Consider the following 12354-nt stretch of genomic DNA (forward strand, 5'->3'; position numbering starts at 1 on the left):
AGCGCGCGGGTGCCGGGGTCAGTCCTTGTACATGTCGTAGAAGGCGTTGCCGTTCGGCGTGTACCAGGAGTAGCCCTTGACGTTGGAACGGGTGGCGAGCTGGTAGCCGGGGTTCATCAGGAACACCCAGGGCGCAGATTCCATGGTGAGCTGCTGCACGCGCTTCATGTCGGCGACGCGCTGGGCCTCGTCCGTGCTGGTCAGCCCGGCATTGATCTTCTGGTCGACTTCCTCGCTCTTGAACTTCGAGTAGTTGATGGCGGAGGCGCTGTTGAGCCAGAGATTGGCGACGTAAGCCGCGTCCGGCACGATCGCCATGTCGCGGAAGAAGTACATCGGCACTTCGCCCTTGGTGTAGCGCTCGACCAGCGTGGAGGCCGGCATCTTCAGGAGTTCGACCTCGACGCCCGCCTTGGCGAAGGCCGACTTAAGGATGACCGCGATCTCCTCTTCGATCTGGTCGCCCGTGCGATAGGCGAGCTGCGTCTTGAAGCCCTCGGGCATGCCCGCCTCGGCCAGCAGCGCCTTGGCTTTGGCCGGGTCGTTCTTGAAGAAGAAATACTCGTCGGTGAAAGCGGGGTAGATCTCGGAGATCGGGCTCTTGGTGAAGCGCGCCGTGTTGAAATAGACGCTCTTGAGGATTTCCTCGCGCGGCACGAGATAGTTCATTGCCTGGCGCACCTTCACATTGTCGAAGGGCGGCTTGGCGTTGTTCAACTCCACGCGGTGAATGTAGTTGCCGAACACCTTGTGGACGGTGACGCCCGGCATCTTTTCCAGCAGCGCCAGCTCGCGCGGCAGCAGATATTCCGCAACGTCGACCGATCCTGCCTGCAGGGCGGCGACCCGGTTCGCGGAAGTGGGCATCTCGCGCAGGATCACCTTGGTGAGCTTGGCCGGGCCGCGCCAGTAATTGGTGTTCGCCTCATAGACCACTTCCTGGCCTGGCGCGTATTTGGTGATCTGGTAGGGACCGAAGGAGGCGGTATTGGTCGAGAGCCAGCGCCCCGCCCAGGGGTCGTCGGATGTGAGGTGCTTCTTCACCTCCGTCGCATCGAGGATGCCGAGATCGCTATTGATCCAGATGCGGTCGAGCAGCGGTGACGGATTGGGGATCGTCACCTTCACGGTGTAGTCGTCGATCTTGGTGAAGGCAGCCTTCGGATCCTGGATCTTGAAGATCTGCGTCATGTACCAGTGGAAGTTAGACTTCATGTTCCAGCCGCGCTCGAACGACCACATCACCGTGTCGGCGTTGAGCTCGTTGCCGCGGTAGGACTTCACGCCCTTGCGGAGCTTGAAGGTGATCGAGGTCTTGTCGGGCGAGAGCTCGTAGCTCTCCGCCAGCGCGCCGGTGATGGTGGTGAAGTCCTCATAGAGCACGCCGTCGTCGCCCTTCTTCTGAGCGTAGGCGAGCAGGCGCTCATTGACGTTGCGGCGGACTTCATGGCCGGCCTCGGTCGGCGGGTATTCCTGGTCGAGGGATTCCGGCGTGCGCGGTGCAGCGACCACGAGGGTGGTCTTGGCGCCCTGCGCATGAGCTGTAGGCGCAAAGCTCCCAACGAGGCTCACACCCAGTAGCGCCGCTGCAAAGCCAGCTGCCGTGCGCCGCGCGGCAGCCGGGGAAAATGGAAGGCTCGCTCGCGCGACAGTGGGGATTCCGGCCGTCGGATTACGAAGCATGGGTGAGTCCTACCTAAACGGAGTTCGGAGATCGAAATTGGTCTGACCTCTTGCTACGTTACGCTCGTTCATGAACCGCGCAATCCTAAATTTTGATCGAGCCAAAGCTTAACAAATGAGCACCAATAGGCGCTAGTTCTGCATCTCCTAAAATATTGAAATATATTGATTATTAGTGAAACTTAGCGCCCCCGCAGCCGCATTTTCGGGGCGCCGTTCTCGTCGGAGGGCGATTTTTTGCATGGCAGCGGTCACGACGTAAGCTGCAGCGCGCCTAGTCCAACGGCTCTTAGTGGTCAGACCTATGTTCGGAGTTGTCTACTCTGAGGTGCGATCCTTGGCGGGCCGCCCTGTCATCTATCCGCATTGGCGACCTGAGCACGCGTAGACTGTACCACCCTTCATCGACGTCGCTCCCGCAGCCGCTGCGGGAAGATCGGCTTATTCGCCAACCCGTCAGGCAAGCAGCCGGCCCATAAGAGTGCCGGCAGTCGCCGACGGTGCGCTTGAAGGCTTGGGAGCGGCGTTCGCCACGGGTCAAAATGTTCCAAATCAGGCGGCGGCGTCGACGCCGCCGCCGGAAGCCAACATCGCCAGCACGTTGGTTCCAGTGTGCAGCACATGCGCGGCGAGCAGGCGCCCTGCGAGGTAGCCGTCGCGCGCTTCCAGCGCGGCAAGGATGTCACGGTGCTCCTGAATGGATTCCACCCAGCGCGAGTGCCGGCCCAGCGCGAAATAGCGGGCGCGCTCGGCGCGGGTGAACAGCCAGCGGTGCATCTCCACAAACGTGGCGTTGTGGGCGCCGGCAAGGATGGCGCTGTGAATGGCCTGATTGACCGCGAAATAGGCGGCTAGGTCGCCCTCGCCGTAGTGACGCTCCATGGTCTCCTGCATCTGCCGCAGGGATAAGAGCTCCGTCGCCGTCAGCCGGAGGGCGGCATATTCGGCGGCGATCCGCTCGACATTGCCCAATGCTTCGAACAGATCGGTGACGTGGCTCGCATCCATGGGCGCGACGCGGGCACTGCGGTTCGGGCGCAGTTCCACTAGTCCATGCGCGGCGAGCATCTTCACCGCCTCGCGCAGCGGCGTGCGGGAAATGCCGAGAGCCTCGCAAAGCTCGGCTTCTACTATCGGAGCGCCCCCCGGAAGCTTGCCGGCAACAATCATGCTGCGCAATTGACGAGCGGCGCGCTCATGCAGACCGGCGCGCGGAAGCCGTTCCGCGCCGGCGGCGTCCGCGGGGCGGAGCTTACGCGGGCGCCCTCTCTTTCTCGGGATGTCCGACTGTTCCGTCACCGCTCAATCCTACCATGCCCGCCGGCTGCGGGTCGTCGTTCAGGCGCTGCAATTATAATCACATTATGCCTGCATCGTAGCCTGTTAGAGTAAATTGTATTCAACATACAGAAAAATCTTGCGCGGCCTTGGGAGCCGGCTTTTACTTCCCTCCCGCGAACCGCCGGAAGGCTCTGAAGGAGGTGCTCATTTCGGCGCCTCGGGATTCGTCTTGTCCTGTCGGGGCGATGTCGGAGGAGCCGCACCGGCGTTTACGGTCGTGCCGTCGGTCGCGTTGGGTGACGACACAGATCAAGTAGGTTGGTGGTCGTCGGCATATTTTTTAGTCAAATGGCAGAATTCGAGACGTTTATTTGCGCTTCCTAGGTCGTATTTGCCGAGTATAGTTGCGGCTGTTTTCGCCGCACCCTTGGTGTAGCGCAGGGCGAAAATGCTCTTTCGGGTTGGCGTGCCCATCATCGTGATCCCGTCCGCGGATCCCGCTGTTGCGGCACCAGGCCGTGACGGCTGATCCGGCGGTTCGACAACGATCGGGCTGGCAGGATGGGGTCGTATCGGTTCTCAAGATCCGGAGGGGATCATGTGTGATCGTGACGGCACCTTCTTTCGTAATTTCTCGCGGCGCAGTTTCCTGAAATCGTCCGTGGCCGGCGCCGCGGCGACCATCGCGCTGCCGGCGTCGCTCGCCGGCCTTCTGGCGACGAGCGCGGCACGCGCCGCCAACACGACCATCAAGGCGACGCACGGCTCCGGCTTCTGCAACATGGGTATCTTCCTCGCCAAGGAGCGGGAGCTGACCAAGGCGGACGGCGTCGATCTGGAGTTCGTGGTCACCCCGTCCAACACCGAGATCACCACTATGTTCGGCGCGGGGCTCGTCGACATGTCGATGATCCCCTATTCGAACTTCCTTACGCTCTACGATGCCGGCGCGCCGGTGAAGATCGTCGCCGGCGGTGGCGTCGAGGGCTGCATCATCGTCGCCAAGGAAGGAATCACCTCCGCGGCTGACCTGAAGGGCAAGACCTTCGGTACCTTCCAGGCCGATACGCTGGAAGTTCTTCCCTATGACTACCTGAAGAAGGCCGGCCTTTCCTTCAAGGACGTCGAGATCAAGTATCTCGACACCTCCCCGGAGCTGGCCCAGGCCTTCATGGCGGGCGCCATCGACGCGATCTGCCACATCGAGCCCTACGCCTCGCAATGTGTGCTCGGCCGCAAGGGGGCGACGGTCCTCTCCAACGGCACGGACGTCTACGGCAAGGGCTATTCGGACTGCGTGCTGGCCGTGCGCACGCCGCTGCTCGAGAGCAATCCGGCGGCGGTGAAGGCCGTCATCAAGGCGCTGTTCGTCGCCCAGTCGCAGGCGGAGGCGGACAAGAGCGCCGCGCTGAAGGACACGGTGGGCAAGTACTACAAGACCAGCATGGAGGCGGCCGTCGACGCTTCCAGCAAGCAGCCGATCGTCGTCGACCAGCGCAGCCAGACCCAGTTCATCATCGACCGCGGCAAGTCGATGGTGGAACTCGGTTACGTCAAGAAGATGCCTGACGAGAAGGCGTTCGACTGGAGCCTCATGGAGGCGGTCATCGCCGCCGACAAGCCGCTCTACGACAGCCTCAAGCTGAAGTCGGCCTGAGCCCCGCTCGCACCCGGCCGGTGCCCGTGCCCGGCCGGGAGCCCTTTGCCCGACGCAACTCAGGAAGGACGTCATGACGATGAGCGCAGATGCCGGACGTTCCGGTCTGGGCGATGCCGGGCCCGCGCGGCCGGCACCGTCCGCCCCGCTGCTCCTGTCTCCGGCCTGGCGCCGTCGCCTTTCGGCCGTTGGCTGGGGGCTGGTGTCGGTCGGCCTGTTCGCCGGCCTGTGGGAAGCGCTGTGGTTCTTCGGCATGCTGAACCCGCTCCTGCTGCCGCCGCCGCATCTCTTCCTCGCCGACATTCCTGGCACGCTGCAGTTTTTCGATCGCTCCAACCGCATCGGCTCGGTGGCGACGGGCGGCGGCGTCGGCGCGCTGCTCGCCACCATGGGCTGGACGCTGATGCGCGTGGTGGTCGGTCTCGCGCTCGGCTTCGCCTGTGGCGTCGCGGTCGGCGCGGCGATCCACTACGTGAAGCTCCTGCGCAACCTGCTGCTGCCGACCATCCTGCTGCTGGCGCCGATCTCGCCGGTGGCCTGGCTGCCGGTGGCGATCTTCGTCTTCGGCATCGGCGACGTGCCGGCGATCTTCCTCGTCTTCATCACGGTGTTCTTCGCCATCGTGCTCTCGACCGGCGCGCAGATCGAAAGCGTGCCGAAGAACTACATCCATGTCGCCCGCATCATGGGCGCGAGCCAGCGCCAGACCTTCTGGAAGGTCATCCTGCCCGCCATTCTGCCGAGCCTGTTCATGACGTTGCGGCTAAACCTGTTCGCCGCCTGGATGGTGGTCCTGATCGCCGAGACGGTTGGTGTCGGTACGGGCCTTGGCCAGATCACCTCCATGGCGCGCTCGACCTTCAACGCCAAGCTGGTCTTCTTCACCATGGCGATCATCGGCCTGCTCGGCTTCCTCTCGGACTTCGCGCTGCGCCAGGTCCAGCACAAGATGCTGTGGTGGATCGCGCCGAACCAGGGAGGCGCACGATGACCCGCCCCGCCGTTTCGATCCAGTCGGTCTCCAAGCGCTGGACGCCGGAAGGCCGCGCGCCCGTGCAAGCCCTGAGCGACCTCACCTTCGACGTCGCGCCGGGCGAGTTCATCGTCCTGCTCGGCCCTTCGGGCTGCGGCAAGTCCACCCTGCTCTACATGATCGCGGGGCTGGAAGAGGTCTCCGGCGGGCGCATCGCCTGCGACGGTGAGCCCGTTACCGAGCCTTCCGCTGAACGGGGCCTCATCTTTCAGGAAGCCTCGCTCTTTCCGTGGCTGACCATCGCCGACAACGTCGCCTTCGGGCTTTCCGTCCAGCACGTCCAGCCGGTTCGCCGGCGGGAGATCGCGGTGGAGATGCTCAAGCGCGTCGGTCTGGGCGACATGCTCGACAAGAAGCCTGACGAGCTTTCTGGCGGCATGCGCCAGCGCGCCGCCTGCGCCCGGGCGCTCGCCATGCGGCCGAAGGTGCTGATGATGGACGAGCCCTTCGCGGCGCTCGACGTGCAGACGCGGGCGCGCATGCAGGACTTCCTGCTGCAGATATGGCGCGACAGCGGGGCCTCGATCCTGCTCGTCACCCATTCGATCGACGAGGCGATCTCGCTGGCGGACCGCGTGGTGGTGTTCACCGCCCGTCCCGGCCGGGTGAAGACCATCGTGCCGATCGACTTGCCACGCCCGCGGGAGAGTCGCGATCCGCGCTACCACGCCTATCGCGACATGTTCGCCGAGCTGCTTGCGGACGAGGTGGACCGCGCCTTCGCTGAACAGGAAGCGGTATAGTCTGCCATGAACCGCGTGCTCACCGTCGCCGCCGTGCCCATCGGGCCGGCTGGCCGCGATCCTGCGCCGCAATGGCGGGAGGCGGAGGCCGGCATCGCCGCCGCCGCCCGCGCCGGCGCGATGCTTGCCGTTCTGCCCGAGCTGTTCGCCCATCCCTATGTAGCCGGCGAAGAACCGGAGGCATGGGCCGATCTGGCGGAAGCGGAGGACGGGCCCACCGTATCGCGGATGCGCCATGTCGCGACGACCCACGGCATCGCCGTGCTGTTCGGGCTGTCGCTTTGTCGTGACGATGGGCAGCCCTGCAACGCGGCGCTGCTCGCCCATGGGGACGGGCGGATCGAGCGGGCCGCCGCCAAGATCCACCTGCCGCCCGCGGGCATGGGCGAGCCTTTCGGCGAGGCGGATCACTTCGCGCCCGGCCCGGCGGAGATCGGCTCGGTAGCGATCGGGGCGCTGCGGGTGGCGGCACTCGTCTGCTATGACCGCCGCTTCCCGGAATGCTGGCGTGCCGCGGCCGCCTCGGGCGCCGATCTGGTGGCGGTTCTCGTGGGTGGACCGGCTCCGGGCGACCCGGAGGGGCTTTTCGCCGCGGAGCTTCGGGCGAGTGCCCGCGCCAACGCCGTCTATGCGCTGGCGGCGTCGCGCTACGGCACCGAGACGGTCTCCGGCCGCCCGGTGAACCATGACGGCGAGACCCTCGCCTTCGGCCCGGACGGGGATTTCATCGCCGGACTGCCGCAAGGCGACACCCGGCCCCTCCTTCTTTCCCTCGACCCGGAGCGCATCGCCCGCGCCCGGCAGACCAATGCCACGGCACGGCGCCTGCGCCTGCCCTTACAGTCCAAGGAAGCATCATGGCTGAACTGATCGTCCAGGCCCGCTGGGTCGTCACCGGCATCAAGGATCGCTTTACGCCGATCGTCATCGAGGATGGAGCGGTGCTGTCGCGTGACGGTGTGATCGTCGCGACGGGCGCTCTGGAGGAGATGCAGAAGCTCGCCCCGACAGCCGAGATCCGCAAGTACCCCGACCACGCCATGCTGCCGGGCTTCGTCAACAGCCATCACCATGTCGGCATGACGCCCCTACAGCTCGGCTCGCCCGACCATGCGCTGGAGCTGTGGTTCGCCAGCCGCCTGCCGGCGCGTCGGCTCGACCTGACGCTCGACACGCTCTACTCGGCCTTCGAGATGATCGCTTCCGGCATCACCACGGTGCAGCACATCCATGGCTGGATGCCGGGCGGCTATGAGGCGATCCACGGCGCGGCGAGCAAGGTGCTGGGTGCCTATCGCGCGCTCGGCATGCGCGCCTCCTACTGTTACGCAGTGCGCGAGCAGAACCGCCTCGTCTACGAGGCCGACGAGGATTTCTGCGCCCGGCTGCCGGCGGAGCTCGGCGAGAAGCTCGCCCGGCACTTGAAGGCGCAGGCCATGCGCTTCGACGATTTCCTCAAGCTGTTCGACCAGCTCACGGCCGAGAACGCCGGCCAGAGCCTCACCCGCATCCAGCTCGCCCCGGCGAACCTGCACTGGTGCACGGATGAGGGGCTTCAAGCGCTCGACGCCAAGGCGAAGGCGGCCGGCGTGCCGATGCACATGCATCTGCTGGAGACGATCTATCAGAAGGAATATGCCCGCCGCCGCACCGGCAAGACGGCGCTGCGCCATCTCTACGATCTCGGGGTGCTCGGCCCGCACATGACGCTCGGCCACGGCGTGTGGCTGAACGAGGAGGATATCGACATCGTCGCCGAGACCGGCACCTGCATCTGCCACAATTGCTCCTCCAACTTCCGCCTGCGCTCGGGCCTCGCCCCGCTCAACAGGTGGGAGGCGAAGGGCATCAATGTCGGCATGGGGCTCGATGAGGCGGGCATCAACGACGACCGCGACATGCTCTCCGAGCTGCGCCTCGCGCTGCGCGTCCATCGCGTGCCGGGCATGGACGACGCGGACGTGCCGACCTGCCCGCAGGTGGTGAAGATGGCGACCGAAGCGGGCGCCATGACCACGGCCTTCGGCGCCTCCATCGGCCGGCTCGACGAAGGGCGCTTCTTCGACGCGGCGCTGATCAACTGGACCAAGGCGACCTATCCCTTCCAGGATCCCGACATCCCGATGCTCGACGCGCTGGTGCAGCGCGCCAAGACCGGGGCGGTCGACGCGGTCGTCATCAATGGCGAAGTCGTCTATGAGGAGGGGCGCTTCACCAAGGTGGATCGCGACGCGGTGCTGGCGGAGATCGCCGATACGCTCGCCACGCCGCGCAGCGCCGAGGAGGTCGCACGTCGCGAACTCGGCCTTGCCGTGTTCCCCCATGTGAAGAAGTTCTACGAGGACTATCTGCCCGACGCACAGGTGAGCCCATTTTACGCTAATTCTTCGAGAAGCTGACACAATAGCGGCTCGTCGACACGCCAGGCCCGCGCCGCGCATGGCAAGGGCGAACTGAGCGACGCCGCCTATGGATTCTCTCAGGTAGGAGACCGCCCGCACCATCTGCTGGCAGGAAGAGATCGGCCACGCCGGTCCATAAGCGACGTTCTGGTCCGACATCGCCCTGCCGATGATCCTCATCGGGCTGGGCAATGGAGCGGGCCTTGAACCGCTCACGGTCGCCGGCGTTTCGCGTGTAGCCGAATGCGATCACGGCGCCGCCTCGGCCTTGTCAATGTCGCGCACCAGCTCGGCGGCTCGCTCGGCCTCGGCATTCTCATCGTCGTCTATGCCGGCGTCGGCAGCCAGGAGGTCTCGGAGGTCGCCCTGCTAAGCCATCGCATCGCAGCGGCGACGACGGCATCCTTTTTAATCTATGCGCCCTAACTCCAGATAACTGAGTTTTTCAGCGTCACTCCGTCAGCGACGACCCCAGCGCGCCATACTCTTCATCATCGCGCCGAACGTCCGGAGGGCGGCCTTCATGGGCGCCAATGCGACGATGCGCTGTTCTGCCTCCTCGGTAGCTCGATGCACGGTGCGGACGGTCCCGCCTGACCGAGCCGCCACGCCCGGTAATGGGTCAGCCCTACCAGTGGGAGGGCGACGGCTGCGGGAAGAGCCCGCATTACCAATGAAGAAATGGCCAACGGCGCATAGATGTAGTCGAGCTTCCAGATCTGGACGAAATCGCAGGCCTCGATCTCCATGAAATTTTAGACGATCTGTTGAGGTGCCGAGGGCGGCCGATCGCACATTTATGAGCAGCTTCAGCACGTCTTTTGCTAGCCTCCCTGTGCGAAAGAAGCTCAATCGCCGCGCAGCGCCGCTTGCTCACGTGCTGCCGGTACTCCGACGAAGCCCCCTGGGCTTCGCCAAAAAGCATCCCCGCCTAAGGCACAGCATTCGGAAAATCCGAATGGAGCTTATGATTTTTCGCCATTGTCGAAGGGCGACCAATCGTAAGAGCATCCCGCAAACGCAAAAAAGGAGTGCGGAGGATGCCGATGGGGCGCGACGAGATTTTCATCGATGGCCGCTGGGTGAAACCGGCCTCGGGCGCCACGCTCGAGGTGGTCAATCCCAGCACCGGCGAGATCATCGGCCGCATCGCGCGCGGGGGAACGGCTGACATCGACCGCGCCGTGACGGCCGCGCGCAATGCCTTCGAAGGCACATGGGGCGCCATGGCCGCAGTGGAGCGCGGCCGGCTTCTCAGTCGGCTCGGCCTGCTTATTCTCGACCGGCTCGAGGAACTCGCGGAGATCGAGGCGGCCGACACCGGCAAGCCGATGAAGCTTGCGCGCAACGACATCCGCGTGACCGCCCGCTACTTCGAATATTATGGCGGGGCGGCGGACAAGATCCACGGCGACACCATCCCGTTCCTCTCCGGCTATCAGGTGATCGTGCTGCGCGAACCGCGCGGTGTCACCGGCCACATCATCCCCTGGAACTATCCGGCCTCCATGTTCGGCCGCACGCTCGGGGCCTCGCTCGCAGCGGGCAACGCCGCCATCCTGAAGCCGGCCGAGGAAGCCTCGCTCTCATGCCTGCGCTTCACCGAACTCGCCGAGGAAATCGGCTTTCCGGCAGGCGTCATCAATGTCGTCACCGGACTGGGGGAGGAGGCGGGCGCCGCCCTGTCGAGCCATGCGGGGCTTGATCTTCTCTCCTTCACCGGCTCGCCGGAAGTCGGCACGCTGGTGCAGACCGCCGCGGCGAGAAACCATGTGCCCTGCGTCCTTGAGCTCGGAGGCAAGTCGCCGCAGATCGTGTTCGCCGACGCCGACCAGGACAAGGCGTGCGAGGTCATCATCGGCGCGATCGTGCAGAACGCCGGTCAGACCTGCTCGGCGGGCTCGCGGGTGCTCATCGAGCGCTCGATCTACGAGCCGTTCATGCGCAAGCTTGCCGACCGCATGGCCTTGATGAAGGTCGGATATCCCGAGCAGGACCTGGACAGCGGGCCTGTCATCAACGCCGTGCAGCGCGACCGCGTGATGAGCTTCCTGGAGCGTGCGGCCCGCGACAAGGTCGAGGTGGTCGCGCAGGGCAAGATCCATCCCGACGCCAGCAAGGCCGGCTATTTCGTGCCCCCGACGCTGTTCGGCCTCGTGCCGCGCGAGCATGAACTGGCGCGCGAGGAGGTCTTCGGCCCGGTGCTCGCGGCACTGCCGTTCGACGATGAGGACGACGTGCTCCGTCTCGCCAACGGCACCGATTACGGCCTCATCGCCGGCGTGTGGACGCGCGATGGCGGCCGCCAGATGCGCATGGCCAAGGGTATCCGCGCCGGCCAGATCTACATCAACGGCTACGGGGCGGGCGGCGGCATCGAATTGCCGTTCGGCGGCTTCCGCAAGAGCGGCCATGGCCGCGAGAAAGGTTTCGAAGCGTTGAAGGAGTACACCGTCGCCAAGACGGTGGTCATTGACCACAACACCTGAAAATCGACTGTCGTTTCCCAAAAACAAAACGAAGACGGCAGTTACTGGGAGGAAATCATGAAGAAATTTATCATCGCCGCTCTCGCGGCCGTCTCGCTCGTTGCCATCGCGCAGCCGGCAGCGGCACAGAAGGCGCGCCTCGGCCATGTGTTCGCGCAGGGCAACGCCGCCGACGAAGCCAGTCAGATCTTCGCCAAGCTCGTGAAGGAGCGGACCAATGGCGAGATCGACATCACCGTGTTTCCCAACAGCCAGATCGGCGGCGACGAGGCGCTCGGCCGCGACCTCAGCCGCGGAGCGGTGGAGTTCGCCTTTCTGAATGTCGGCTCGCTGACCGGGCTCGATCCGCTGCTGGACATCCACTATCTGCCCTACATCGCCACCAACAATGAAGAAGTCGACAAGATCTTCTACAATCCGGATGGCATTCTCCAGCGCACGCTCGGCGAGACGCTGGCCAAGCACAATATGGTGGCGCTGGCCTATTTCGAGCTCGACTTTCGCGCCGTCACGAACTCCAAGCATCCGGTGACGAATGCCAACGACCTGAAGGATCTGAAGGTCCGCGTGCCGGGCTCCGCCTCCATCCGCAGCTTCTTCGAGGCGGCGGGCTCGCAGGCCGTCACCATGCCGATGCCGAACCTGTTCGTCGCCCTCCAGCAGGGAACGGTGGACGGCCAGGACAACGGCGCCAGCATTACCTACAACTCGCGCCTTTTCGAAGCGCAGAAATACATGACGCTGACGAACCACGTCTACGCGATGGGGGCCATCACCGTCAGCAAGCGCTTCTGGGACCGGCTGAGCGAGGACCAGCGCAAGATCGTCAAGCAGGCCGCCGAGGAAGCGGCGAGCCAGGGCGTCGCTCTCAACCGTGCTGCCAACGCCGCCTTCCTCGAGAAGATCAAGGCCGGTGGCGTGCAGGTGCTGGTACCTACGCCGGAAGCGATGGCCGAGTTCGCACGCATCGGCCAGATCGGCTGGCAGAAGCTCGAGCCGGTCTATGGCGCGGAACGCATCGCTGCGCTCAAGAAGGAAATCGCCGCGGCCCGGGGCGAGTGAGGCG

At 64.8% G+C, this 12354-nt stretch carries 10 protein-coding genes; 8 read left to right on the forward strand and 2 right to left on the reverse strand.

Features of this window, described 5'->3' with window-relative positions; genetic code table 11:
• Window positions 1-18 precede the first annotated feature (18 nt).
• Together SNOV_RS21260 and SNOV_RS21265 are read right to left on the reverse strand one after the other, a co-directional pair.
• Window positions 19-1512 (reverse strand): ABC transporter substrate-binding protein, encoded by a 1494-nt coding sequence (locus SNOV_RS21260; protein ID WP_244412811.1) that lies wholly within the window; start codon window positions 1510-1512, stop codon window positions 19-21.
• Between the two features lie 723 nt (window positions 1513-2235).
• Window positions 2236-2982 (reverse strand): GntR family transcriptional regulator, encoded by a 747-nt coding sequence (locus SNOV_RS21265; protein ID WP_013169039.1) that lies wholly within the window; start codon window positions 2980-2982, stop codon window positions 2236-2238.
• 580 nt (window positions 2983-3562) lie between these two features.
• Between SNOV_RS21265 and SNOV_RS21270 the strand changes: the two genes are divergently transcribed.
• The 8 genes from SNOV_RS21270 (at window position 3563) to SNOV_RS21305 (ending at window position 12350) form a co-directional block, all read left to right on the forward strand.
• Window positions 3563-4621, forward strand: coding sequence for an ABC transporter substrate-binding protein (locus tag SNOV_RS21270; protein ID WP_013169040.1), 1059 nt, complete (start codon window positions 3563-3565; stop codon window positions 4619-4621).
• Between the two features lie 73 nt (window positions 4622-4694).
• Window positions 4695-5612 (forward strand): ABC transporter permease, encoded by a 918-nt coding sequence (locus SNOV_RS21275; RefSeq protein ID WP_013169041.1) that lies wholly within the window; start codon window positions 4695-4697, stop codon window positions 5610-5612.
• On the forward strand, window positions 5609-6397 hold the full coding sequence (locus SNOV_RS21280) for an ABC transporter ATP-binding protein (RefSeq protein ID WP_013169042.1): 789 nt from the start codon (window positions 5609-5611) through the stop codon (window positions 6395-6397). The genes SNOV_RS21275 and SNOV_RS21280 overlap by 4 nt, the downstream gene beginning before the upstream one ends.
• Before the next feature lie 6 nt (window positions 6398-6403).
• Window positions 6404-7267, forward strand: coding sequence for a carbon-nitrogen hydrolase family protein (locus tag SNOV_RS21285; protein ID WP_013169043.1), 864 nt, complete (start codon window positions 6404-6406; stop codon window positions 7265-7267).
• Window positions 7255-8796, forward strand: a complete 1542-nt coding sequence (locus tag SNOV_RS21290) for an amidohydrolase family protein (protein WP_013169044.1) — start codon at window positions 7255-7257, stop codon at window positions 8794-8796. Before SNOV_RS21285 ends, SNOV_RS21290 begins: the two co-directional genes overlap by 13 nt.
• A gap of 246 nt (window positions 8797-9042) precedes the next feature.
• Window positions 9043-9225: a hypothetical protein gene (locus tag SNOV_RS21295; protein WP_041782498.1), complete on the forward strand. Its 183-nt coding sequence runs from the start codon at window positions 9043-9045 to the stop codon at window positions 9223-9225.
• Window positions 9226-9839: 614 nt separating this feature from the next.
• Entirely contained in the window at window positions 9840-11288 is a 1449-nt protein-coding gene (locus tag SNOV_RS21300; protein WP_013169045.1) for an aldehyde dehydrogenase family protein, read from the forward strand.
• 57 nt (window positions 11289-11345) lie between these two features.
• Window positions 11346-12350, forward strand: coding sequence for a TRAP transporter substrate-binding protein (locus SNOV_RS21305; protein ID WP_013169046.1), 1005 nt, complete (start codon window positions 11346-11348; stop codon window positions 12348-12350).
• Window positions 12351-12354: the final 4 nt, after the last annotated feature.

It is taken from the genome of Ancylobacter novellus DSM 506 (assembly GCF_000092925.1).
Taxonomy (GTDB): Bacteria; Pseudomonadota; Alphaproteobacteria; order Rhizobiales; family Xanthobacteraceae; genus Ancylobacter; species Ancylobacter novellus.